General features: G+C 41.1%; 24 protein-coding genes. 11 read left to right on the forward strand and 13 right to left on the reverse strand.

Going from position 1 to position 25,867, the window contains the following annotated elements:
* Window positions 1-98: 98 nt before the first annotated feature.
* The 7 genes from scpB to rpsF form a co-directional block, all read right to left on the reverse strand.
* Window positions 99-659, reverse strand: coding sequence for an SMC-Scp complex subunit ScpB (scpB, locus tag G7B20_RS01955; RefSeq protein ID WP_164108346.1), 561 nt, complete (start codon window positions 657-659; stop codon window positions 99-101).
* Between the two features lie 9 nt (window positions 660-668).
* Window positions 669-1,793 (reverse strand): cyclic dehypoxanthinyl futalosine synthase, encoded by a 1,125-nt coding sequence (gene mqnC / locus G7B20_RS01960; protein WP_164108347.1) that lies wholly within the window; start codon window positions 1,791-1,793, stop codon window positions 669-671.
* Between the two features lie 27 nt (window positions 1,794-1,820).
* Window positions 1,821-2,477, reverse strand: coding sequence for an HAD family hydrolase (locus tag G7B20_RS01965; RefSeq protein ID WP_164108348.1), 657 nt, complete (start codon window positions 2,475-2,477; stop codon window positions 1,821-1,823).
* 8 nt (window positions 2,478-2,485) lie between these two features.
* Complete coding sequence (locus G7B20_RS01970; protein WP_164108349.1) at window positions 2,486-2,800, reverse strand: hypothetical protein; 315 nt, start codon at window positions 2,798-2,800, stop codon at window positions 2,486-2,488.
* 168 nt (window positions 2,801-2,968) lie between these two features.
* The gene (gene rplI, locus G7B20_RS01975) at window positions 2,969-3,412 is read right to left on the reverse strand and encodes a 50S ribosomal protein L9 (protein ID WP_164108350.1); all 444 of its coding nucleotides are present in this window, start codon (window positions 3,410-3,412) and stop codon (window positions 2,969-2,971) included.
* 14 nt (window positions 3,413-3,426) lie between these two features.
* A complete protein-coding gene (gene rpsR / locus G7B20_RS01980; RefSeq protein WP_021072256.1) occupies window positions 3,427-3,690 on the reverse strand; it encodes a 30S ribosomal protein S18 in 264 nt (87 codons plus the stop codon).
* Window positions 3,690-4,058, reverse strand: coding sequence for a 30S ribosomal protein S6 (gene rpsF, locus G7B20_RS01985; protein ID WP_164108351.1), 369 nt, complete (start codon window positions 4,056-4,058; stop codon window positions 3,690-3,692). The genes rpsR and rpsF overlap by 1 nt, the downstream gene beginning before the upstream one ends.
* Before the next feature lie 178 nt (window positions 4,059-4,236).
* On the opposite strand from rpsF, the gene G7B20_RS01990 reads away from it, so the two are divergent.
* From G7B20_RS01990 to G7B20_RS02010, 5 genes are all read left to right on the forward strand, one after another.
* Entirely contained in the window at window positions 4,237-4,797 is a 561-nt protein-coding gene (locus tag G7B20_RS01990; protein WP_164108352.1) for a Crp/Fnr family transcriptional regulator, read from the forward strand.
* A 186-nt stretch (window positions 4,798-4,983) separates the two neighbouring features.
* The gene (locus G7B20_RS01995) at window positions 4,984-6,372 is read left to right on the forward strand and encodes a TolC family protein (protein ID WP_164108353.1); all 1,389 of its coding nucleotides are present in this window, start codon (window positions 4,984-4,986) and stop codon (window positions 6,370-6,372) included.
* Window positions 6,373-6,382: 10 nt separating this feature from the next.
* Window positions 6,383-7,351, forward strand: a complete 969-nt coding sequence (locus G7B20_RS02000; RefSeq protein ID WP_164108354.1) for an HlyD family secretion protein — start codon at window positions 6,383-6,385, stop codon at window positions 7,349-7,351.
* 2 nt (window positions 7,352-7,353) lie between these two features.
* Window positions 7,354-8,526: an ABC transporter permease gene (locus G7B20_RS02005; RefSeq protein WP_164108355.1), complete on the forward strand. Its 1,173-nt coding sequence runs from the start codon at window positions 7,354-7,356 to the stop codon at window positions 8,524-8,526.
* A gap of 32 nt (window positions 8,527-8,558) precedes the next feature.
* The gene (locus tag G7B20_RS02010) at window positions 8,559-9,083 is read left to right on the forward strand and encodes a GNAT family N-acetyltransferase (RefSeq protein WP_164108356.1); all 525 of its coding nucleotides are present in this window, start codon (window positions 8,559-8,561) and stop codon (window positions 9,081-9,083) included.
* On the opposite strand, the gene G7B20_RS02015 is transcribed toward G7B20_RS02010, so the two are convergent.
* The 4 genes from G7B20_RS02015 to G7B20_RS02030 form a co-directional block, all read right to left on the reverse strand.
* Complete coding sequence (locus G7B20_RS02015; RefSeq protein ID WP_164108357.1) at window positions 9,066-10,031, reverse strand: alpha/beta fold hydrolase; 966 nt, start codon at window positions 10,029-10,031, stop codon at window positions 9,066-9,068. The two genes, G7B20_RS02010 and G7B20_RS02015, sit on opposite strands and share 18 nt — an antisense overlap.
* Before the next feature lie 131 nt (window positions 10,032-10,162).
* Entirely contained in the window at window positions 10,163-12,346 is a 2,184-nt protein-coding gene (locus tag G7B20_RS02020) for a DUF4954 family protein (RefSeq protein ID WP_164108358.1), read from the reverse strand.
* A gap of 1 nt (window position 12,347) precedes the next feature.
* Entirely contained in the window at window positions 12,348-14,189 is a 1,842-nt protein-coding gene (gene glmS / locus G7B20_RS02025) for a glutamine--fructose-6-phosphate transaminase (isomerizing) (RefSeq protein WP_164108359.1), read from the reverse strand.
* A 277-nt stretch (window positions 14,190-14,466) separates the two neighbouring features.
* On the reverse strand, window positions 14,467-14,892 hold the full coding sequence (locus G7B20_RS02030; RefSeq protein ID WP_164108360.1) for a hypothetical protein: 426 nt from the start codon (window positions 14,890-14,892) through the stop codon (window positions 14,467-14,469).
* 92 nt (window positions 14,893-14,984) lie between these two features.
* Here G7B20_RS02030 and G7B20_RS02035 point away from each other — a divergent pair, with 92 nt between their 5' ends.
* The 4 genes from G7B20_RS02035 to G7B20_RS02050 all read left to right on the forward strand — a co-directional run bounded on the left by G7B20_RS02035 (window position 14,985) and on the right by G7B20_RS02050 (window position 21,302).
* Window positions 14,985-16,340, forward strand: a complete 1,356-nt coding sequence (locus G7B20_RS02035; protein WP_164108361.1) for a TolC family protein — start codon at window positions 14,985-14,987, stop codon at window positions 16,338-16,340.
* Window positions 16,341-16,482: 142 nt separating this feature from the next.
* On the forward strand, window positions 16,483-19,638 hold the full coding sequence (locus G7B20_RS02040) for an efflux RND transporter permease subunit (protein WP_164108362.1): 3,156 nt from the start codon (window positions 16,483-16,485) through the stop codon (window positions 19,636-19,638).
* A gap of 4 nt (window positions 19,639-19,642) precedes the next feature.
* Window positions 19,643-20,731, forward strand: a complete 1,089-nt coding sequence (locus G7B20_RS02045; RefSeq protein WP_164108363.1) for an efflux RND transporter periplasmic adaptor subunit — start codon at window positions 19,643-19,645, stop codon at window positions 20,729-20,731.
* Window positions 20,732-20,744: 13 nt separating this feature from the next.
* Entirely contained in the window at window positions 20,745-21,302 is a 558-nt protein-coding gene (locus G7B20_RS02050) for a TlpA family protein disulfide reductase (protein ID WP_164108364.1), read from the forward strand.
* A gap of 50 nt (window positions 21,303-21,352) precedes the next feature.
* Here the strand turns inward: G7B20_RS02050 and G7B20_RS02055 are convergent, their stop codons facing one another.
* Together G7B20_RS02055 and G7B20_RS02060 are read right to left on the reverse strand one after the other, a co-directional pair.
* Window positions 21,353-22,210, reverse strand: coding sequence for a flavin reductase family protein (locus G7B20_RS02055; RefSeq protein WP_164108365.1), 858 nt, complete (start codon window positions 22,208-22,210; stop codon window positions 21,353-21,355).
* A gap of 33 nt (window positions 22,211-22,243) precedes the next feature.
* A complete protein-coding gene (locus tag G7B20_RS02060; RefSeq protein WP_164108366.1) occupies window positions 22,244-23,218 on the reverse strand; it encodes a fumarylacetoacetate hydrolase family protein in 975 nt (324 codons plus the stop codon).
* Between the two features lie 309 nt (window positions 23,219-23,527).
* Here G7B20_RS02060 and G7B20_RS02065 point away from each other — a divergent pair, with 309 nt between their 5' ends.
* Both G7B20_RS02065 and hppD read left to right on the forward strand, forming a co-directional pair.
* On the forward strand, window positions 23,528-24,685 hold the full coding sequence (locus G7B20_RS02065) for a homogentisate 1,2-dioxygenase (protein WP_164108367.1): 1,158 nt from the start codon (window positions 23,528-23,530) through the stop codon (window positions 24,683-24,685).
* A 29-nt stretch (window positions 24,686-24,714) separates the two neighbouring features.
* Complete coding sequence (gene hppD, locus G7B20_RS02070) at window positions 24,715-25,842, forward strand: 4-hydroxyphenylpyruvate dioxygenase (protein WP_205600159.1); 1,128 nt, start codon at window positions 24,715-24,717, stop codon at window positions 25,840-25,842.
* Window positions 25,843-25,867: the final 25 nt, after the last annotated feature.

A 25,867-nucleotide genomic window follows, 5' to 3' on the forward strand; every position in this document is an offset into this window, starting at 1 on the left:
AGCGTAAAATTAGATAAGAAAATCAAAACATAAAATTTTTTTTAAAAAATATAGGTTTGATTATCAGGTTGCTCACTTTTAATAAAGTGGGACTGGCCTTAATCGATAATCTCGCCGATACTGTTTTCTTCGTTTATGATATCTTTAAGTTGTGGTAAATCTTTTACAGAGTTGATGCCAAAATGATTCATGAACTGATCGCTGGTGGCGTAAAGTAACGGCTTTCCTATGCTTTCGGCCTTTCCTGCAATCTTTATCAAATCCTTTTCAAGCAAACGTTGTATGGAATAGTCACAATTTACTCCCCGAATCTGTTCGACTTCCAACTTGGTGATCGGTTGTCTATAAGCAATGATGGCCAGGGTCTCTAGTCCGGCCTGACTTAACTTTTTACGATCCCTATGCGCTTGCAATTGATTAATTGCGTCATGGTATACCACTTTGGTTAGAAACTGGTATTTGTTGTTGACCGGAGTGAGTGTGAATATGGAATTCTCATCTTCGTATTTCGCCTTAATCTTATCCAGAAATGAATTCACTTCGTCTTTGTTTATATCAATCAACAGCGCATCCTGAAGTACATGTTTGATTTCATTGGCGGAGATCCCCTCTTCAGACGCGAAAATAAGGGCTTCAATATTGAGCATTATATCTTTCATTCCAGGAGACTAATAATTTATAACTTGTTCAATCATTGATGCTGGCATCTCTCGAAACTGATACGTCTGTGTGCGTAACTGCGGTTCGAATCCAGCTTCTTTAATAGCGTCTTGAATCGATTTTGAAGTGAAGCGGTGTGGTGCTCCAGCTGCTGAAACCACATTTTCTTCTATCATGATAGAGCCAAAATCATTGGCGCCACTGTGTAGGCATAGTTGTGCCACCGGTTTTCCAACAGTCAACCAGGATGCTTGAATGTTTTTAATGTTTGGTAGCATAATTCTACTTAAAGCAATCATACGTATATATTCATCGCCGGTTACATTATTTGCTATGCCGCGTAGCCTTTTTAACAAAGTACCATCGTCCTGAAAGGGCCATGGTATGAATGCTATAAAGCCATAGCTATCCGCGGGCTTTTCACTTTGAACTTGTCGGATCCATTCAAGATGCTCGAAGCGTTCTTCTATGGTTTCTATATGACCAAACATCATCGTAGCTGAGGTTGGAAGATTGATCTGATGGGCTGCCCGCATGACATCTAGCCATTCTTGTCCACCGCATTTTCCTTTGGAGATCAATCGACGTACTCTGTCGTTTAATATTTCTGCTCCAGCACCTGGAAGTGAATCTAACCCGGCTTCTTTGAGTACAGTTAATACTTCTAGGTGGGACATCCTCTCTAATTTTGCGACGTGTGCTATTTCGGGAGGTCCTAGTGCGTGTAGTTTCAGCGTAGGGTATAATTCTTTAAGCTCGCTGAAAAGGTTTTGGTAGAAGGCGATTCCTAAATCGGGATGATGCCCGCCCTGTAGTAATAACTGATCGCCGCCGTATTTAAAAGTTTCTTCTATTTTAAGCTTATAGGTCTCTATATCCGTGATGTAGCTATCTTCGTGCCCCGGTCTTCTAAAAAAGTTGCAAAATTTACAGTTGGCGATACAGACATTTGTCGTATTTACATTTCTATCTATTTGCCAAGTAACTTTGCCATGTGGGACTTGTTGTTTTCTCAATTGATTAGCAACATGGGCCAGCGCTGTGGTGGTTGCGTTGTGGTATAAAAATATACCTTCTTCTTTTGAAAGAAACTCAAATTGAAGTGCACGCTCTAGTAGATTTTCAACATTCATTAATAGCAAAGATAAGTAGTTTTTTAATTAATCTATAAGATTTAGCAGACTATGGAGCTGGATTTCTGTATAATCTGAGATGTATAAATCACACGGGGGTAGTTCGCTTTTGCTGTGCGAGCTGAGTACACCTACGACCTTCATCTTCGCATTTATTGCTGCGCTGACCCCTGAAAAGGAATCTTCAAATACAAGGCATCGCTCTTTCGGAACGTTGAGTTTGGCGGCAGATTTGAGGTATATTTCCGGATCTGGTTTGTGTTTTTCGACATCTTCGCTACACATAAAAGAGTCCATCATATTTCTAATATTCAACCCGTCGACAATAAGATCCATATTGGCTCGTGGTGCGGATGTGGCAACGCCTGTTTTGACTTTTTCCTGCTTTAGCAATTTTAAAAAGTCGATATATCCGGGGATATCTTTGACATACTGCGCATAAATATCCCGGAATAGCCCCTCTTTTTCTCTTTCTAGATCTATTAATTCCTCCCCTTCTATTTTTCTGTTGAAAAAATGGGACATGATGTAGGAGTTGTGTTTGCCATACATATGTTGCTCAAATTGGGCGAGATTGTACGAAATATTGTGCTTGTCAAAAAAGGCCTCAAAGGCTTTGGAATGATAAGGATTTGTATGCGCGATGACGCCGTCCATATCAAATAATATAGCTATTTCTTGCATGTATATTCTTAGTCTCTTCTGATAAACTCCCGGTCTTCTTCGGAAAGAGGATTGGGAGCGTAGGGTGATGTTGGATTTGTGTTTTGATCTGTTATTAAAGGGGGATTGGGGTTAGTAACAGCGTATTCTTTAGGGTGTTTTTTGCGACGTCTGAATAGGATACCCCCTGTAATCATCCCCAACACGTAAAAAGTAGCAAGTATTATTAACTTTGATGTCCTAATCTCTCCAAAGAACCAGAATGAACTTTCTTCTTTATTGTTAAATAAGATGATGACAACGATTGCCAGTAGCATTGCAATGATGATTGTTTTTGGCCTCATATTAAAATACTGATTTAGTTCTGATTTGTGGGTAAAAATACTAAAAACTTTTATGATCCGCCAGTTGCTGTGGCAATGTGGGGATTTAAAGCTTTTGAGGATTGTTCTAAAAAATAAAAAAGGAGATAACATTTGTTATCTCCTTTGTATTTTTAGTGAGTTTTAGAATTACTCAGCTACTACTTCGAAAGGAACTTGAACTTTAACTTCTTTGTGTAAGTTTAAGTTAGCTACGTAGTCACCTATTGTTTTAGGCTCTACTTCGAAAGTAATACGACGACGATCTACATCGTAACCTTGGGCTTTCAACGCATCAGCAATCTGAATGCTGTTTACTTTACCGAAGATTTTGCCAGTTTCACCAGCTTTAGCACCAATAGAAAGTTTTACATTTTCTAATTTAGCAGCTAATTCTGTAGCGTCTTTCTTGATTTTGTCTTGTTTGAACTGAGCTTGTTTGATATTCTCAGCCAATACTTTTTTTGCTGATGGCGTAGCCAAAATAGCAAATCCTTGAGGAATTAAGTAGTTACGGCCAAAACCTGGTTTTACTACTACGATATCGTCTTTCTCACCAAGGTGTTTAACATCTTGTTTTAATATAATTTCCATTTATCGTATCCTCCTTATTTTAATGAATCTGCTACGTAAGGCATTAGACCGATGATACGCGCACGTTTCACGGCTTGAGCTACTTTACGCTGGAATTTCAACGATGTACCTGTAAGACGGCGAGGTAAGATTTTACCTTGGTCGTTAACAAACTTCATTAGGAAGTTTGCGTCTTTGTAATCGATGTACTTAATACCGTTTTTCTTAAAACGACAGTATTTTTTACGGTTGTCCTCTACTTTAGGAGCTGTCACGTATTGGATGTTTTCTTTTGACATTAGTTTGCTACCTCCTCAGTTTTAGTTTCAGCTTTCTTGTTGAATGCACCGCTGCGTTTTTTCTCGCTGTAAGCAATAGCATGCTTATCAAGAGCGATAGTTAAGAAGCGCATCACACGCTCATCACGCTTGTATTCAACCTCTAGTTTTTTAATTAATTCACCTGGAGCCTTGAATTCAGTTAAGTGATAAAATCCAGTTGTTTTTTTCTGGATTGGATACGCTAATTTTTTCAAACCCCAATTATCTTCTGCGATAATTTCGGCTCCGCCTTCTGTTAGGATGCTTTTGAATTTTGCGATTACTTCTTTCGCAGCATCTTCTGAAAGCAACGGGGTAAGAATGATTACAGATTCGTACTGTTGCATTTTTTAAATAGTTATGTTAATTTAAATATTCCGTAACTCACGGAAGTGCAAAGATAGAAATATTTTTCTTTTTTTTTGTTATAGGCTTAATAAAAAACAAAAAGTGAATCGGCATTGCTTTTTTTGGGACAAATGGATATATTCAAGTTGAATTGTATCATGTTGACAAGAAATTAAAATGAGAATTATTGACTATTTGAAAAGTCTATACCCTATAAATGAGGAACTGGAGTTATTCTTTGCTCAAACGGCAGAAAGTAGAAGTTATGGTAAGGGAGATATCATCTTTGCGCCGGACAGCTATTTGAGGCATGTCTATTTTGTAGAAACTGGATTTACGAGGATCTATTATAACAAAGGAAACCGCGATGTAACCCATTATTTTTTCGGACCCGATACTTTTGGTACGGGGATCGAGAGTCTTTTTTACCAAAAACCCTCGGTATTTGGTTTTCAGGCACTAACGGATACTGTCGTAATGGCGATTCCGTTTTTAGCCATAAAGCAGCTGGCCGAGACGAATATTACCATGAATCATATTATTCAGAAAATATTATTGGACTCATTGATAAGTTTTTCTAGACGGTTTTATAATATGCAGTTTGAGACGGCTAGCGAAAGGTACCAGTCATTAATGCTTGAAAATCCAGCGTTGTTTCAGCAGGCGACATTAGGCCATATCGCTTCTTATCTGGGAGTATCCCAGCAGACATTATCTGTAATACGCGGTTTAAAATAGTAGTTTTTTTTAAGATATCTTAAAATTCGAGCAACAAATAAGCTGTATTTTTGTCTTTAGTTTATGAATATGAAATACCCCATGCAGTATAGACTGCACAAACACAAATGAGTTTGCTTTGTATCCGCCAGCTGGCGGATGATAGTTGAAAGTCAAATTGTACACATATGAAATAATTGTATAGATATGAAATATACGTCTTATTGTATTTTTCTCTTGTTTTCTCTCGGATATTGCTTTCCGAAGCTAAAGGCGCAGCAGCAATTGTCCGATTTTAAGCAGCCGGTAGAACAGGCTGTTAAACATAATAAAGGGTTGCAGAATGCCTATCTGGAAAATCAAAAGGTAGTTTTGGAAAGGGAAGAGGTGAAAGGCAAATTCCTGCCTACAGTATCTATCAATGGGGGATATGGTTACCTCAACAGCGCAGTAGATTTGGATCTATCCGCCCATCAGCTTCCTATAACAGGTATCAATCTGTTTGAAGGGTCACAACGCTCCAGCCTTTCTACACAGATTGCAATGGCTGGGGTTACGGCAAAGCAGGTTATTTTTAGTGGGCTACAGATCACTAATGGACAGAAAGCTCTGGAGCAGAAATTTAAGGCTCAATCCTTGATGCGTGAAGCTGGGAAGGATCAAATCGCTCAAGAGGTAATGTATTCCTTCGATCAACTCATGTTATTGAGAGAAGTTGATCTTCTTATTAAGGATTCCGAACGTAGGCTGAACAAAGAACACTTGAAGGTTGTTAAAGCCATTGAGAATGGATTGGCCATCCCTTATGATCGGGACAAGATAAAACTGGCCATGCTGGAATTGGAGAGTAAAAAGGCCGAAGTGAGCAGTAGCCGGGAGTTGCTATATTTTAAATTGGAAGAGTTAACGGGGCTGGACAAGGATCAGCTGAAGATGGTAGTTTATCCACTGACTGAAATAGCTCTGGCTTTGGAGGAGGCAACAGTGATGAATCGTAAAGAGCTACAGGCATTAGAAGCGTCACAAAAAGCCTATGGATACGCTTTGAGAAAGGAACAAGGGGCGAAACTGCCATTAGTGTTTGCTTTTGGAAATGTCTCTTATTTGAATGCATTTGATTCGCGGTTTACTTTAAAAGATTTGCCTCAGGTCGGCGATGTCAAAGTGAAGACCAATCACTTGCAATTAGCCCCTAATTATGCTGTAGGAATCGGTTTAAAATGGAACGTGTTTGAAGGTAAATCGCATAAAAGTGCTATTGAAAAGGCTAAGTTGGATATCCAGATTAATTCAAACAAGCTGGAAGACACGCGGGAAAAGCTCAGCTTGCTACAGCGTAAAACCCGGTCGGACTACGAGCTGAGTATGAAAAAAATCGGCGTGAATCAACAGCAGGTCGCTATTGCAAAGAATAATTTGCATCTGGCTTCGAGACAGTTTGAGGAAGGATTGAGCGATGTCACCGAACGGCTGGAAGCTGAAAATGAATTTTATAAGCAATCGTTGAATTATTACAGCCAGGTACTCCATCAACGTAATGCGGTGGCTGAGCTTTTAAAGGCGAATGGAAACCTTTATGAAACAATTATAAGATAATTTATTAAAGATGAAGAATATACTTTATATAGTCTTTGCTACCTTATTTGTACAAGGATGTTCGAGTAATAATACGAAGCAACAAAAGGTGTTGGAAGGCAAAATCGAACGGGACCAGATCGCAGTGACTACTAAGATACCTGGGAAAATCCAGAAAATTTTGGTGGAAGAAGGACAGATGGTCAATAAAGGAGATACTTTGGTAATTCTGGAGATTCCAGAAGTAGATGCTAAATCTATTCAGGCACAAGGCGCATTAGAGGCTGCACAGGCGCAGTATGATATGGCTGTCAAAGGGGCTACCGATGGACAATTAACCCAGCTTAAGGCGAAGGTTGACGGACTGAAGGAACAGTATGATTTTGCAAAAAAATCATTGGACCGCATGCAGAATCTGCTGCGGGATTCATTGGTCGCCCAACAAAAATATGATGAGGTGTATGCAAAATACCAAGGTGCAAAAAATCAATATTTAGCGGCTCAGGCAGAATTGGCCGATGTGAAACATGGAGCACGTATTGAGCAGCAGAAGATGGCATTGGGACAGAAGGAGAGAGCTATAGGAGCTGTTTCTGAGGTCAACGTGGCAGCAAAAGAAAGATATATCATCGCACCGCAGGACATGTCGATCGAAAACATCAATTTAAAAGTCGGGGAATTGGCTCTAGCTGGTTACAGTCTAGTTTCTGGGTACATAGTAGATGGTACTTACTTCAGGTTGACTGTCCCAGAAAGCCGTGTTAAAGACTTTCAAAAAAATGCGATCAAAACGCTTGCTATCCCTTATCTCGACCATAAGACGCTAACGGCAAAAGTAGAGACAATCAAATCTTTGAGTAACTATGCCAGCATCAGTACTGCATATCCTGATTTTGAGCAACAGGAAACCCTTTTTGAAGTTCGGTTGAAACCGACAAATAATACAGACAATAAAGAACTGTTAACAAAGGCTACTTTTATCGTTAAAGACGAAAAATAATTATGAGGAACTTTTGGCATTTAATCAAAAGAGAGTTTGGCTTATTTTATCAAAATAAGGTTTTGCTCATTCTCTTTTTAGGCGCTCCGATCATGTATGGTGTTTTGGTAGGAGGGGTGTACAAGAAAGGTAAAGTAACGCATCTCCCTATCGTGGTTGTCGACGAAGATCGTAGCCCTTTGTCAAAACAGTTGATCGATATGTTCAACGAAAATGAGGTTATTTATGTTGCTGAATTAATGAATGATCCATTTGGTGCTAAGGAAGCAGCGATGAAAAAGGAGGCTACCGTGGTGGTGCATATCCCACGTAATTTTTCGTCCGATGTGAACTACAACCGCAGTACCGAATTGACGTTGTTTGTAAATGCTTCGAATACCCTGACCTCTAATTATGCGATGATGGCGGTCAATGTCTGTGCAGCGACCATGAAAGCCGGTATACAGATAAAATCCCAGGAAAAGAAAGGTGTACCTAGTTATGTGGCGACACAGCAGTATGAACCGTTTAAAACGACTATGGTAAAGCAGAATATACGTAGTGGTAATTACCTGTATTTTATGTTGCCCGGGGTTTTGCTGACGGTATTGCAACAGGTGATGATGTTGGGGCTGGCGCTGAGCTTTGCCTCGGAGTTTGAAAATAATACTTTTAGAGAACTGGTCGCCAAAAGTTCCAATGTTTTTGTCCTTATTCTTGTAAAGATTATGCCTTACATACTCATGTCATTCTTTATCTATGGACTGTATTATGGCTATTCCGCCTATTATAAAATGCCCTTGCATGTAGAGGGATTAGCTTTTTTCGGTGCTTCTTTTTTATTTTTACTCGCAGTTGCTTTTTTAGGTATTCTCGTCAGTATAGCTATTCCGAATCAGCTGAAGGCGACCGAAATCTTAATGGTCATCGCAACGCCCTCTTTCATACTTAGTGGGTTTACCTGGCCCCTGAGTCAAATGCCAGACTGGATTGTATGGATTGCTAAACTTATTCCGCTGACGCACTACCTACATATTTTCAGGACCTTGGTTATAGAGCAGGGGACTGTCGATCTGATAAGATCTTCTGTATGGGGACTGGGAATTATTGCGATGGTATCTTTTTTGGGATCGGTCATTCTTTTACAGTTAAAGGTTAATAAGGTTAATAAGGTTAAGGAGGTTGATAAAGGTTAAGGAGGTTGATTATTATTTCCTTATTTTGACGAATGATCGAAAATATAGGCTTTAGAAAAGCTGTCGTAGCAGATGTGGATAATATATGGCCCATCTTTGATGAAGCTATCCGTAAACGTAAGGATGAAGGTTCGGATCAATGGCAAGATGGGTATCCCAATAGAGACGTTATCTTAGCAGATATTGAAAAGGGGTATGGTTTTGTTGCTGAACGAACGGAAACGGAACTGCTGGCTTATATCGCTATTATTGGAGATATAGAGCCTGCCTATGAGAAATTAGAAGGGGAGTGGCTCACGATACGTCCTTATACAGTAATACATAGATTGGCAGTTTCACAGAGTAACCCTATAAAAGGCTTGGGGACTTGGATGATGCGGGAAGCCGAGAAAGTTAGCTTATCTTGGGGTCGATCAAGCATAAAGGTGGATACAAACTATGATAACGTGGGGATGCTACGAGTATTTGATAAACTCGGATACGTGTATTGTGGAGAAGTCTGTTTTAGAGGCGGAGCACGTCGCAGGGCATTCGAAAAATTACTGGACGTTAACTGATTGAACATGCGCTAAAAGCCACTGTCCTATATCGGAGAAAACCTGTTCTTTGTTATCTTCCTGTAGTATTTCGTGGCGCTTTTCGGCGTATATTTGTGTAGAGATATCTTTAAAACCGGCCGCTTTAAGTTGTCGTTCGGTATGGTTTATTCCTTTACTAAAGTCGCCGATAGGATCATTTTCACCGCTGACCAGAAGTATCGGGAGATTGGTTGGGATATTTGTATACCAACCTTTTTTTGTTGCTTGTAACAGTAAGGTTAATAAGGTGTAAAAGGCGTTGTTGGTAAATGGGATGCCGCAGCGACTATCTTGTTTAAATAGTCGTCTGTTGGATTTGCTGAGGCTCAGCCAGCTAGTATCGTCAAAATCGGCTTCGTTCTGGAACTTACTGTTGTTTATTTTGCTAAAGATTCCATTGATCAGCTTACTCCGTTTCTTTGGATTGAGTTTATTTAGCAGTGACAGTAAGCTCTTAAAGATTTCGGCCCCGGGTGTCTTAGCGCCGGTACCTATCCATACACTGCCATCAAATTCAGACCCGACCCGCTGTAGTACATTGCGCGTGATAAACGATCCCATAGAATGTCCGATAATAAAATGAGGTAGCTCTGGATGCATGTTCTTCAGATGGCGGTGTACCCCTATAGCATCTGAAATTAACCGATCTTGTGGTTGCTCTTTTTGAAAATACCCCTGTGCATTGGCATGGACTGCAGTGTTGCCGTGCCCGACGTGGTCGTAGAGGAGTACAGCAAAACCGAGGTTGCCGAGGTATTCTGCAAACTCCAGATAACGGCCGCTATGTTCTTGCATGCCATGTAGTATTAATATGGAGGCAACGATGGCTTTTTCCAACGGTTCTATATAAATGCTGTATAATCCATTTGGAGTTACGCTGTTGTCGCTGTTTGAAATATCGATATATTTTGTAGTCCTCTTTAACATGAAATGAACGTTGTTGAATTTTATTCAATATACTATTTTTATAGGCTATTTCGTCACTTTTTATATACTTTAACTTTAGAGGCATTTAAGTAAGGAAGCCCTCCGGTTTCGTTGGGAGGGCTTCGGAACACTTATTCCTGATTTAATAATTTTCTTATTCTTTCTTTAAAGACGATGTATTCTTCTTGCTGTTTGTTTAAGAAGCTGTTGTCTGCTAGTTTTCCGATTACAGTCTCCATTTCCTCCGTGGAATTGTAAGTCAGCATGCGGAACGGATTGTCATAGTCCTTTGCCCTTGATTTTTCTATTTCCTGGCAGATCCATTCCTTTGTTTTAAGACTCTGTTCAAGACAGTCCTGTATAAAATCGGTGGTCCATTCGCTGATTGGAAGGTTCGTTATTTCCGCCAAAGAGGCTATTGCATGAATAGTTTTGTCGCTTTGATACGTGCTACTCCATAGGTGATAGTGTTCATGGATGGTGCTCCAAGAATCTACTTTTCCGCTTTTTATATCCTCGACGAGAGTCTGTACCTGTTGATTTTTAGCTAATTGTCCACCAATGTTTTCAAATTTAGCACGCTGTATATCAGTTGGATTCTGCTTGTTGTTCGATAACTTAAAGGTTCTATTTTCGATTGCATCGGCTAGGTGTGTGCTGCCATAATAATGGATCATACGTTTAAAGATTCTGTAACAGGCTCTGACTTTTATCAATACGACTTTTCGGGTAGAATATTCGGTATTGGTCAGGTTTATCTCTCTTTTATCAAGATCAAAATCCTGATCCTCCAGAAGCTTAAATCCTAATATTCTGGGATCCATTTGAGGATTCAAATCTGACCAGGTCTTCCCCACTGCAACTTTGATTTCATCCAATGCGTCAAACATCTCATTGATTGTATCTGGAGCCAATACATCGTATTCGATGTGTTGATTTTTTAATGTTCTCTTGTCTCGGGATGTAAATTTGAACGTATTGCGCATTAAGGCATACATGTTGTATAAAAACCAATATCCAGGAACTATCAATAAACGGTTTTTCTCGATGTCGTTGCTGACTAGAGAAAAGGGAATGCGGATATCTAATTCATGCAAAAAGTCTCCTTTTACTAAAAGTGTATATGACGCAAATCTAGAGTTATGTTTGATACTCACGCATAGACCGGGCCAAAACCCCCGTCCGGCAATTATCTCTCCGTCTGCAGCGCGAGAATTGTGATTAGACCCAATGGTAGCACCTGCTGCCATATTACTCTGCCCCTTGATCAGCGCTGCACAAAGGAATGAATTGTTATGATGCTGTTCGTGAGCGGGAAATAAGAGCGAGTTCAGGACTTCACAACATGAGATGGTTGAGTTGTCACCCAGAAAAGAGTTAATCAAGCGTGCTCCATACTTTAGCTGTGAATGGGAAGAGAGAATAAAACGAACTGCTTTTACACCATAAAATATTCTACATCCGTAGCCTATTATGCCGTTTACGATTTCACAGCCTTCGCCAATTTGGGTAAACGCTTCTTCACTGGAATTTATTGTGACATTTTTGAGCTTATTTACTCCTTTGATATAGCTAAAGGGGCCTATTTTAACATCTTTTATGGTATTCGAGTTTTTCAGAACAACATGATCTGCGATGGTGCTGTAGTAACCTCTTTTTTTGGAAAAGCTATTGTCTGTTATCTCAACTAATCTATTCTGAAAGGTGCTATCATTGCGATAGCGTGACCACAAATAGACATCGGCAGCCTGCATTCCATCAAAAGGAATTACGGATCGACCTCCGTTTTCATTACAGAGCTCCATCCATATTCGCTTTTCCGGGTGCTCGTCGTCTTTGAGAATCCCATTTCCAAATTTAGCACTGTTACTACTTTCCATTTCATTGATGTTGGAAAGTATAACACTATCTCCGATAATAAAATGGGACATGTAACGGACATGATGTATAGCGGAGTATGCACCAATGTCTGAGCTTACAATAGTCGAGTTGTATATACCACAAGGGAGACGAAGATCTCTATAGGAAAGATATGCCTGAAGCATTGGCCCGATACGGACTAATCCATAGAATTTTGAGCTTTGAATCTGTTCTGGAAAAAATGGATCGCTAACGAGCACCTCCGACCAATTGGAACTGTAGTTAAGTTGATCCGTAAGTTTTTTTACCTCTAGGCTTGTCAATGGACGGAAGACCTTTTCTGTACCCAACTGTTCATTCCTAATATAGTATTCATCGGCCTGAGCCGGAATATGCTTCGGAGAAATAAAGCCATATCCAAGATTGGCTAAAGGTTCTTGTGTGATGAAGGTCATACTACTCTACTGTTACGGATTTGGCTAAGTTTCGAGGTTTGTCCACGTCACAGCCTCTCGCAATACCTATATAATACGCTAATAATTGTAATGGAATTGTAGAGAGTATTGGAGCGACAATTTCGTGCGCTTCGGGAATCTCGATAACATCGTCAGATAGGGAGGAGGCGAGCTTGTCATCACGGGATACTAAAGATATAAGCTGCCCTGAACGTGCCTTGATCTCTTGCATATTGCTGATGATTTTTTCATGGATTTTATCTTTTGTAGCGATGAATAATACCGGAAGATTCTTATCAACTAGTGCTATAGGTCCATGTTTCATCTCTGCAGCAGGATAGCCTTCGGCGTGGATGTAGGATATCTCTTTGAGCTTTAAGGCTCCCTCGAGTGCTATAGGGAAATTGTAGCCACGTCCTAGGTACAGAAAATCTCTGGCATTGGCGTATTTATATGCTATGGCTTTAATTGTTTCGATCTGCGTATCCAGTATTTCTTGGGTTTTTTTGGGGATGAGTTGAAGTTCGCGTACCAATAATTCTGCTTGTTCAGGAGCTATTTTTTGTTTGTATTTGGCAAGTTTAATAGCAAAAAGCAATAATGCCACGAGTTGTGTGGTGAAGGCTTTCGTGCTGGCCACCCCAATTTCTGGGCCTGCATGGGTGTATATCCCTGAATCGGAGAGTCGGGCAATAGAAGAACCAACAACATTTACTATTCCAAATATAGTTGCGCCATGTTGTTTGGCGTTTTCCAAAGCGACTAACGTATCTGCTGTCTCACCACTTTGGGAAATAGCAATAATAACGTCTTCTTTATCAATTATAGGGTTTCTGTATCTAAATTCTGATGCATACTCGACCTCGACAGGAATCCGACATAATTCCTCAATCCAATATTCAGCAAGTAAGGCCGCATGCCAGCTGGTACCACATGCTACAATAATGATTCTATGGGCTGATAGAAGTTGGTCCTTAACCCTCTCAAGACCACTTAACGTTATTTGATGGGTATCCGCATCAACCCTTCCTCTAAGACAATCTTTAATAGCTTTAGGTTGCTCCACTATTTCTTTCAGCATAAAGTGTGGATATCCCGCCTTTTCTATACTAGCGAGCTCCATGTCGAGTTGCTGAATAAATGGGGTTACTTGTTCGTTGCCTAGATTTTTGAGTATAAGCTCGTCTGGTCTTATAATAGCGAGTTCATAATCGTTGATGTACACTACTTCTTTGGTATGCCCAAGCATTGGAGAAGCATCTGAGCCTAAGAAATGTTCGCCCTGGCCGATACCTATGACCAATGGGCTACCTTTGCGTGCTGCTATTATGGTGTCTGGCGTGTCCTGATCCAGTACGAGTATAACGTAGGCTCCTGTAATGCGTTTGAGCGCAATTCGGATTGCTTCTTCTAGGGGACAGTCGTTGTTGATCTTTATATCTTCAATAAAATTGAGAAGGACTTCGGAATCGGTTTCACTTTTAAAAACATATCCTTTTTTGAGTAACTCTTCTTTAATCGAAGCATAGTTTTCGATGATTCCATTGTGTACGAGGGCTAGCTTGCCACTTTGGGACGAATGGGGATGTGCGTTATAGTCTGAAGGTACGCCGTGTGTCGCCCATCTGGTATGTCCAATCCCTGTTGTAGACGAAAGGTCTGTCGATTTGATCAGTTCCTCTAAAGCTGCGACTTTTCCAGCGGTTTTGGAAATCAGTAACGCTTGTTGCGAATGAAGTGCAATACCTGCACTGTCGTATCCGCGGTATTCAAGTTTGTGCAATCCTTCTATCAAGTAAGGATATGCTTCACGATGGCCTACATAGCCAACAATTCCACACATAGTATCAAGTTTAATCTGTTAATAGGAAGTCAAAATTATGAATTTTCGATAAAACAATCGATTGCGTAACGTTTTTTAACAAAAAAATATTTTTTACATAAGATAGGTGGTAAAATGGAAATTTTTGGGAGTAGATGCTGTTAATATGCTATTGTTAGGAACTTTGCCTGTCCGGTATCTGAAAAATGGAAAGCGTAAAATAGGTGTTACATCTATTTTGATGTCTCAAGGAATAGTCTATTTTTCCTCAATTGAAGGTCTTTTAGGATGAGGAGAGCTACAAAATTTTATATTCGAACGCAATTATATTGCGTATAGTGGTAAATTTATGTAGGTTTGCCTTGATGAATAATCTTGGTGTCATAAAAAATAGTCCGTTCGCATTCTTTTTGCGGATCGTGGGGATTTTTATGGTTTTTATTTTGACCTCTTGTCCGATAAAAGCATCTATCAAGCAAAATTCTACGCAACAGACTTCTTCCGGATTAAGTATAAAGCAATCTAAACTTATGAATTCGTCTGAAGTTCGGTGTGTGTTAGACGGAAAAGAGCGTGTAGCAAAGGTTATCAATTCGGAGAGGGAGCTCTCGCCAGCTGTATTCCTCATAGCTTTCTTCTGTCTCCTATTTTTAAGCGTTTCTAAGAATAACGCTAAAATTCGCTTACCACAAGTTCCTCGTTCGGGGACCAATAATCTTTTCATATTCATTAATCGACTCAATTTATAGCATTCAGACACATTGACCGCCTAAGGGCTTTTTTATAATTGTGTTTATGTACTATAAAATTTAATTCATGATCAACAAGTTATGGACTTGTTTGCTCGTTATGGTAGCTGCACTTATCTCTAGTGATGTATATGGGCAGGTGCTTCAGAACTATTGGCAACAAGCTAAAGTAAACTATAAGGGATTTTCTATTAAAGACCGGGAAATCGGCATTGCCCGGTTGGACAGTGCCGCGGCGTTGGAAAGGTATAAGCCTCAGGTTTGGCTTCAATATCAACAAGGACTTAGCTCTTTAAATAATGTGTCGGGCGCATTCTACCCCATGCCCGGTATTTTCAATATCTCAGGTTCCAATGCCCTGGGCAGTAGCGCAAACACCTTCAATCAGTATGCTACGAGTAGCCTTAATTGGGATCTAGTCAATTTCGGGCGTAAAAATATGGATAGAAATCTAGGAGCTGCTGCGGTAAAGCGCTCGATTTGGGAATCTAATCAGTATGAGCTCTTGATACAGCAGGAGCTTTCCCAACGGTACATCAATTTTTTATACTATCAAACGCTTTTTAATTGGTATCAAGTACACCTGAAGAGATACCGGGATATCTTAGAGTTGACACGGGATTTAGCGGTAAGTGGTATTATCCCTAGTGCAGATACACTTCTCGTCTCCTCTTCGTTAAATAATGTTTTGTCTGAGCTGTCACAGGTATCGGGCCAGCTTAAAGGCAGCGTGTATGCTTTGTCAGAGTTTGTGGGTGATGCTATAGATACTGCTGCAGGCCGAGCGGATCGCTTCTTTACACTATTGGAAGGTAACACTCCTGGATTAATCCTTCAGCCTGTTTTAGAAATAAAGAAAGTAGAATCTGAAAAGCTGGATTATTTGGTGGAGAAATCAAAGCGACAGACTCTACCACGTGTGCTGGGGATAGGAGCGGTCTCCAGTCGTAGCTCGGGCGTGTCCCCAGAAGGTTTCGCGTCCAATAATTACGGTGACCTGTTTAGGAATTATGCACACAATTACTTTGTTGGAGTAGGTGTCAGTTGGAATCTGCAACAGTTGTTTACCGCAAAATCGGACCAAAAGATTTTTGAGGCGAAACGCCAAAAAGTCAACGAAGAGTATCAGGTATTGGATAGAGAAATTGAAAAGCGTGTATTGGATCTGGACACACAGGAAAAGCGGACTGCTGACGGTTTGATAGACTCCGACAGAAGCAAAAAAGAGGCTTCAGAAGCCTATGATATGTACAGGGTACGGTATGAAGGTGGATTAATCAATTTGGCGGAACTTTTGCAGGTACAGGCCATTTTGCTTCAAAATGAAAAGCAGAATCTTCTACAGTATTACAACTATTGGAATATTGTAATAAAGCGATCTTTCCTGGAAGCAGACTTTAATCCGGTCATCCAACATTTTTAATCAATGATAAGGATATGAAATATCCATGTAGCACAGGCTACACAAACACAAATGCGTATAGTTTGGATCCGCCGGCTGGCGGATGGCCGTTGAAAATCAAACCGATCCGCCAACTGGCGGATCACGAAGTAACTATTTACATATGAATATTATTAGAACAGCGCTGAGGAAGCCTATTGCATTCATTATGGTGATCATAGCGATTGCATATTTTTCCTGGCCCGTGATCCAAAAGATAAAAATTGACATCTTTCCCGAGATAGAGTCGCCTGCTATGTACATAGCAATGCCTTACGGCGGATTATCTCCGGCTTATATGGATGGTTTTATGGCCAATGAGTTTCAAAAGGTTTTACTTTTTGTCAATGGCGTTAAAGAAATGGATTTTAAAAGTATCCAAGGGCTTTCGTTGATGAAGTTGACATTTTATCCAGGAACGGACATGTCTCAAGCCTCTGCCGAGTTGAGTATGCAGGTGTCCCGTGCCATGGGGTTTTTACCTCCTGGAGCCGTGCCGCCTATGGTAGTTCGTTTTGATGGTAGCTCACTTCCTGTGGGGCAATTGGTATTTGATAGTGAGAAGCATTCGGTAACCGAGTTGCAAACCATGGCAATCACGAAGGTGCGGCCTATGTTTGTGAATATACCTGGAATTACTGCGCCAGCCCCTTTTGGGGGTAATATGCGTAGTCTGGTCGTGAATATTGATCCACAAAAGATGAAAGCCTCTAGCCTTAGTCCAGAGGAGATTACCTTGGCCATAACCAAAAACTCGGTGCCATCGCCGGCTGGAAATGTACGATTGGGTGATAAAAACCTGATGGCTCCCATCAATTCTATCGCTGATGGGGTCGAAGAGTTCTTGCAAACGCCGATTAAGGCCGTAGCTGGCGGTACACTATTGGTCGGAGATGTCGCGACAGTCGTGGACGCAGCAGATCAAACAGTGGGGTATGCATTGATAAATGGAAAGCGCTCGGTGTACCTTCCCATCATAAAAAAGCCTGATGCCTCCACATTAACGGCGGTCGATAACCTGAAAAAATCGCTGCCTATGTTGGAAAACCTCTTGCCGGAGGGTGTTAAGATTAGTTATGCTTTTGATCAATCGGTTTATATATCGAGATCACTATCTAACCTGATTTTTGAAGGAGCGTTGGGAGCGCTTCTGACGGGACTTATGGTTTTCCTTTTTTTGGGTGATGTACGTGGTGCGTTAATCGTTGTCTTAACTATCCCTATTGCTATTATTACAGCGGTGATAACGCTATATTTCTTTGGACAGAGTGTGAATATCATGACGTTGAGCGGTTTGGCCCTATCAATAGGTATTTTGGTGGATGAGGCTACGGTGACGATAGAAAATATTCACCAACATATGGAATTGGGTAAATCGAAGCCTAGGGCCATTTTGGATGCGCTTTTGGAAATATCTGCTCCTAAGCTGTTAATCTTACTTAGTATCTTGGCTGTACTTACCCCTGCATTTATGATGAGTGGTATCCCTAGGGATATGTTCATGCCTTTATCGTTGGCCGTTGCTTTCGCGATGATAGCATCCTTTATCGCTTCCCAGACTTTCGTGCCTATCATGGCTAATTGGATCATGAAATCCAAAACACATGGACAATTTGTCCGTAAGAAGCGTTCTTTTATGGAACGTATCAATGTTAAGTATGCTTTTTTAGTTCGTTCGCTCGTCCGTAGGTCTATGTTGCCTACTATGGGCTACCTGATCTTGAGTATTGGCGCTATTTTTCTAATGTTTTCGTTATTGGGCACTGATATTCTTCCAAGATCGGAAGGAGGGGACTTTCAGCTACGGATAAGGCTACCTGAAGGAACGCGACTGGAGACGAGTGAAGAAACAGTTCGTAAGATTGGAGAGTCCATTACAGAAATGCTACCTGTAAATAGCGTCAAGATGAGCTCTGCATTTGTAGGCATGCATCCTTCTGCAAACCCAATAAACCCCATTTTTTTGTTCAACAGTACAACAGGAGAGGGGGTTCTGCAGTTGTCGCTGAATAAGAAACTGATCGGCCTAAAGAATGACGAACTTAAGGAGCAGATACGTGAACGGATCCGTGAAAAATTTCCTTCGGTGGTTCTAAATTTTGAACCGATGGAGTTGATGGATAAAATTATTGGGCAGGGAGCTATGACACCGGTAGAAGTTAAAGTGAGCGCGCCGCAACTTCAGGCCGCGGAATCTTACGCTAAAAAGTTGGTTTCTAAGTTGTCTGCTTATGGGTTCTTGAGAGACGTGCAGATTGCAGAACCACTGCACTACCCAGTGATTGACATCAAACTGGATAGAACCCGTCTGGCTCAGTTTGGACTAACGGTACAACAGGTGTCTAGAAATATTTCAGCGACAACATCGTCAACGCGATTTACAGATAAAAATCTATGGGTGGATCCAAAGTCTGGTTTGGTATTCCAGGTTCAGGTTCAAGTGCCCGAGAATTTAATCCAGGCCGTAGAAGATCTGCGCGCTATGCCTTTACAAAAAGGCCAAGGTTATCCGATACTTGAAGATGTAGCGACTATTACATATAGTACGGTGGCTGGTCAGGTGAATCGGCGGGGCCCCAATCGTTATGTCACGATATTGGCAGATCTCCATAAAACGGATTTAGGTACAGCAAACACGGCTGTCGATCAGGCTATTTTAGAAATTGGAGATTTACCCAAAGGAATGCGTATATGGAAAGAAGGTACCTTGCCCTTGCTGGAAGAGACCCTGTCTGGATTATTAATAGGGTTGTCTATTGCTATCGTTGTTATTTTCTTTATGATGAGCGCTTATTATCAATCTATCCGTATTAGCTTGGTCATTCTTTCCGTGATACCTGCTGTAATTGCGGGCAGTTCGTTTTTTATCTGGGTTTTTGGCAGTACATTGAACCTGCAGTCTTACATGGGAATCATCATGTCTATCGGGGTGTCTGTCTCGAATGCTGTGTTGTTAGTCAATCAGGCAGAACAGAACCGCAAAACCTATTTTATATCGGCCCAGTTTGCGGCTATTGTTGCTGCAAAATCCCGTTTACGCCCTATTCTGATGACTGCAGCAGCAATGATCGCAGGGATGATTCCTATGGCCTTGGGTATGGGAGATGGTGGGGAACAGATTGCTCCATTAGGACAGGCCGTAATCGGAGGGTTGGTCACTTCTACTTTTGTCATCTTATTGATGATACCACTCTTATTTTCATTGATGATGAAGAAAGCTACTTATCTAGCGCCTTCACTGGATCCCGATGATGTAAATAGTAAGTTTTATAATAATTAAAGAAATGGTAAAATATAGTTTTTTATTAGTTTTCGTCGTATTCCTTGGTTGTAAACCGAAGGAGGATGATAAGCAGGGTAAGGATAAGACAAAGAGGGATTTACTGGAGTTGGAGGTTTCGCGCCCCCAGTCCTTGCAGCCTGAATACAGTCTTAAACTGACAGGCGAACTTCAACCGCAAGAGTCTGTTGCTTTGTTTTCTAAAGTAAAGGGTTTTGTTAGACAGATTCATGTTGATGTGGGTGATTATGTCCATAAAGGACAGTTGCTTGCACGGATGGAGGCTCCGGAGATGGATATCCAGAGTACCGCCGATAGGGCAAAACAGAATCAGCTGATGGCAAATTATGAAGTGAGTAAGCTCCGCTATAAGAGACTGGACGATGTAGATAGACGTAAAAAAGGCGCTATTTCGGCTCTTGAGCTGGAGAAGGCATATGGCGACATGCTAAGGGATAGTGCTGCTGTTGTTGAAGCTGGTGGGACTTATCAAAAGTCCAAGCAAATGGAAGATTATCTCCTGATCCGGGCACCATTTTCTGGAATTATTACCCAGCGTAATTTTTCGAAAGGGGCTCTTTTAGGCGACAACGGAATACCCATGTTTAATTTGGTGAGTAATGATAAGCTTAAGTTGAAAGTCGTAGTGCCGGAAGTGCATGGGAAATCTGTTTCGGATAGCACTACAGCCGAGTTTCAGGTGTTGAGCGTCCCTAATCGGATATTCTCGACAAAACTTAAAAGAAATACAAAATTCATTGATCCTACGACACGGTCACTTAGCTTAGAGTTTGAGGTGCCTAATGCGGATAAAGGGTTAATCGGGGGGGACTTTGCCGATGTGAAATTATCTTTGCAAAGAAAACATAAAACAATGTTTGTCCCCAAAGGTGCAGTGGTCAACGCCCAGTCTGGTATATTTGTGGTAAGAATAGGGGAAGATGGCAAGGCAGAACGTGTATCCGTGCGAACTGGTATTTCCTACAATGATCTGATTGAGGTATTTGGTCGTATTGGATTGGAAGATCGTATTGTAAACCGCGCATCGGAGGAATTAACAACTGGAAAGATGGTTAAAACTTTAATGAATTAATACGTTAGATATTATGCTAAATAGGAAACAACAATTAATACTACTAATCTCGATTGGATTATTTACGGTCGGTTGTACCAATACCGCCAAAGAAAGGGGAGATAAAGAAGAAGATAACTTGGAAACCTCGGTCGAACTGGCTACAGAACCCATCGAGGAGGTGGTGAAAGCTAGTTTTATCGATATTAACAATGGCGTTACAACGTTGGATTCACTCCGTGGAAAAGTAGTGGTGATGAATTTTTGGGCTACATGGTGCCCGCCCTGCATTCGGGAGATGCCTTCTTTGAATGCAGTATTTCTGGATCTGAAATCGAATACCAAGATTGTGTTTATGGCAATAGATGTCGATGTGGATATTAAAGGAGCAGCTAAATTTATGGCTAAAAACAAGTTTGATCTACCTCTATATACACTGCATACGCCGTTGCCTGCTGCGCTTGAAACAAATTCTATCCCAATGACGGTAATCTTAGATAAAAAGGGAAAGATTGCTGCCCAACATACGGGGATGGTAGATTTTGGTAATCAAAATATAAAAGCCAGTTTGATAAAGCTGGCTGAAGAATAGTTCTGTCGTGTAAATGGTCAGGGCATTTTTTTCCTGACCATTTTTTACAATTAGAGGGTACGAAGTAAGATTTGCCAGGCTTTTTCTAGGGAGCCCTGATCTAACAATTGTGCTGCATGTAAATGTACCGTCTCGATATCGGCATGCTCCGTATTTATTGCTAAGACATCATCAATAAGAGGTATTGTTTCTACGTTGGCTAACAATCCCAGATGATTTCCAGTTAGAACTTTTGATAATCGGATAGTTTCAGGAAGGTTGTCTACTCCGATTCCCAGGTTACGTAGCGGTTTGGGAACAAGGAAAAGATTGTCCTGTGTAACCCTACAATACCAATCACCTCCCAATCGGGCGACTAAATCTAATTCATGTTGTTGTATGTTGTTTTTTTCGTCAAGAAGGTGTTCTTGCACGTGCATGGCAAGTACCTCTGCTAAAACAAGATTGCCCGCTCCGGGGAGTTTACTAAGAGGGATAATCTGTTGCACTCGGCACTCGAGTTGAACAGGTGATTCGGCCACACGGGGAGGGGTTATATAGAGGGATGGTATTGGGGTTAATCCCGCTTTCTCAAATTCGTTGGTTCCTTCGGCGTATTCTGTACTTGCTAAAGATTGCTGCTGTACAAGGTCGTAATTCACTATGTTAATAACGACCTCTTCAATCTCCAGCATGTTTTCCAATGTGTGTTTTGTGGATCCATCACGCATCCGTCTTAATGGAGAAAATACACAGATAGGGGGCTGGTGGGACATCAGGTTGAAGTAGCTGAAAGGACTTAAATTGACCTGTCCTTTTTTATTGATTGTACTGGCAAAGCATATCGGTCTAGGTGCGATCGCATACTTAATCAGGTTGTCAAATATAGCTTGATCCTTTTTGGGATCAAAACTTATCGTGTTACTCATATTGGCTATATTAATGTAGTGCTTATTTTATGGTTACGCTGTTGTCAAAATAATTCTGTTGTCAAGTATGCCTAATCCCGTTACTTCTAAAGAAACGGTATCACCTTCCATGAGCCATTGATCCTGATGATCGGGATTTTCGAGGCGTCCGGTGCCATTCAGTTCGAGAAAGCAACCCGTGCCTACCGTGCCAGATCCTATCACATCTCCAGGGAAAAGCTCTACACCATAGGATGCGCGTTCAATTATCTCTGCAAAAGTCCAATCCATATCGGCCAGGTTGCCTAAGGAGACTTGGTGTCCATTGACTTTACAGGTCATTTTTAAGTTGTAACAATCACCGGTGTGACCTTTGGCGGGGGCTGTTTTGTAAGGCTGAAGTTCCTCTTTAGTCACTAACCAGGGACCGATGGCGGTTGCGAAATCCTTGCCCTTAGCAGGTCCTAAATTCAACTTCATCTCTTCCATTTGGAGTTTACGGGCACTGATGTCATTCATAATCATGTAGCCGGCGATGTAATCGTCTGCATCAGCAGCCTTAATATTTTTTCCTCGCTTATTTATAACTATGGCAACTTCCAGCTCAAAGTCAAGCTGTTCCATATGTAAAGGCATACAGGGAATATCTCCGGGGCCAAAGATAGCACGGTGGTTGGTGAAATAGAAAACAGGAAACTGATCGAACTCTGGAATCATTGCTAATCCACGATTGCGCCGGGATGTGGCAACATGCTGTCTAAAAGCATAGGCATCTCTGCAGGATGATGGATTTGGGACTGGAGCCAGTAAGGCAACTTCGGACAGCGATAGCCCTTGAGGGTGGATGGCACCTTGTTTTATTTTTTCTTCCAGAGCACGTAGCGCAACCATGCCCTGATCGCCAGCTAAAAGAAAATCCTGCATGGAAGTTGGTAATGCCTCATCTAACGCTGAACAAGGGTATATCTTATCCGCTATCAATAGGGAAAGATGTTCTGTGTTGTTATAAAGGCAAGTTACAATTCTCATAAAAAGAGCGGTGTTAAAGTGGATTCGATTATAGATTTATACTGCAAATATACGTATGATTACAAAAATTAAAATATTTCGTTTAATAATATTGAATAAAATTTTTACCTTTACGTTATTATAAACCCAACGATGTGCAATTTTGGCTTACATAACGCTAAGTTATCCTTTGGATTAATCGCTTTTATTAAAGCGATGATAGCGGATATTGTATTTGCGCAATATTAACACATTTACTTCTTAGACTCGAACACATATTCGTCGAGTAGTTTCATCTTTAATTTTTTGACAGTTTAAAACTAGAGGATTATGGCATATTATCATAAACTCGGGCAAGTACCCGCAAAGCGGCATACCGTATTTAAAAAGGAGAATGGTGATTTATACGCTGAAGAATTGGTGTCAACGCACGGATTTTCAAGTGTTTACTCCTTGGTCTATCATTGCCACCCACCTACCTTGGTCAAGCAAATTCGCGAAGCCTATGATGTGTCTCCCAAGATAGCACGGGAGAAGCATCTCAAACACACGAGTTTAAAAGGGTTTTCTTTGGCTCCGGCTGATGATTATCTGGAGAGCCGTAAGCCGGTTTTGGTGAATCATGATCTCCACATTTCCTTAGCAGCGCCTCGACGATCGATGGAGGATTACTTTTATAAGAATAGTCAAGCTGACGAAATTATCTTTATCCATGAGGGGAAAGGTGTATTGAAGACGGGTTATGGGGAAATTAGCTTTTCCTATGGAGACTACTTAGTGATCCCTAGAGGTACTATTTATCAGATTCATTTTGAGTCAACAGGTAATAGACTGCTTATTGTAGAGTCTTTTTCTCCTGTACGTACCCCAAAAAGATATCGCAATGAATTTGGTCAGCTGATGGAGCATGCCCCATTTTATGAACGTGATATCCGTGTTCCTGAAAATCTGAAAACATTCGATGAGATGGGGGATTTTGAAGTTAAAATAAAGAAGGAAGGGTTGATTTATCCTTATGTGTACGGTAGTCATCCTTTTGATTTTATCGGGTGGGATGGTTATCATTATCCTTGGGCTTTTTCTATACATGATTTTATGCCGATCACAGGTATGCTGCATCAGCCACCACCGGTACATCAGACTTTTGAAACGGATACCTTCGTGTTGTGCAGTTTCTGCCCCCGTTTATACGACTACCATCCGTTAGCGGTTCCGGCTCCCTATAATCATAGTAATGTGGATTCTGATGAACTTTTATACTATGTGGATGGTGATTTTATGAGCCGTAAGTCGGTGGACAAAGGGCAACTCACGCTGCATCCGGGCGGAATACCGCACGGTCCGCATCCGGGAACGGTAGAAAAAAGTATAGGCCAGACACGGACAGATGAATTGGCGGTAATGATAGATCCATTTAGGCCGTTAATGCTCACAGAAGATGCTTTGGCACTGGAAGATCTAGATTATTATAAATCATGGATGAGTTAGTAACTAATTAATAAACATATCATATTATCATGACACAAACTTTTGCGGAGAAAATTGCGAAGGCGCAGGATTTTCTTCCTATTAATGGTACCGATTATATTGAATTTTATGTCGGTAATGCGAAGCAGGCTGCACACTATTATAAAACTGCTTTTGGTTTCCAATCTGAGGCCTATGCAGGTCCGGAAACGGGAGTTAAAGACAGAGCTTCTTATGTATTGAAGCAGAATAAAATAAGATTGGTACTAACTACAGCACTGCGTTCTGAACATCCTATTTCAGAACATGTGAAAAAGCATGGTGACGGCGTGAAGATACTGGCCCTTTGGGTGGATGATGCACGTAGATCTTTTGAAGAGACAACCAAGCGGGGCGCAAAAGTGTACCAAGAGCCTATCTGCGCTCAAGACGAGCATGGCGAGGTTTGGACGGCTGGAATTTACACCTATGGAGAGACGGTCCACATGTTTGTAGAACGTAAGAACTACAAAGGCGCATTTATGCCGGGCTACGAAGCTTGGGTAAGTGACTATAACCCGGAGGAGACAGGTCTTCTTTACATTGATCACTGCGTTGGAAACGTGGATTGGAACAAAATGAATGAGACTGTCGATTGGTATCAGAATGTGATGGGGTTTGTGAATATTTTATCATTTGACGATAAACAGATTAATACGGAGTATTCGGCTTTGATGAGTAAGGTGATGAGCAACGGCAACGGTTATGTGAAATTTCCAATCAACGAACCGGCAGAAGGCAAAAAGAAGTCACAGATTGAGGAATATCTTGATTTTTACGAAGGTGAAGGGGTGCAACATGCAGCTTTAGCAACCAATGATATCGTCTCTACAGTAAAAGCATTGAAAGCGCGTGGGGTAGAGTTTTTGGGGGCTCCTCCTGAAGCATATTATGATATGTTGCCGGAGCGGGTCGGTGCGATTGATGAAGAAGTAAAAATCATTCAGGATTTGGGAATCTTGGTAGACCGGGACGAAGAGGGGTACCTTCTTCAGATCTTTACGAAACCTGTTGAAGATCGTCCGACCTTATTTTTTGAAATTATCCAGCGTAAAGGTGCACAGAGTTTTGGTGCAGGTAACTTCAAAGCTTTGTTTGAGGCTATAGAGCGTGAGCAAGAAAGAAGGGGAAATTTGTAGAACAAAGATAGTTGATTTTAGAGAT

The organism is Sphingobacterium sp. xlx-96 (genome assembly GCF_011007365.1).
Lineage (GTDB): Bacteria > Bacteroidota > Bacteroidia > Sphingobacteriales > Sphingobacteriaceae > Sphingobacterium > Sphingobacterium luzhongxinii.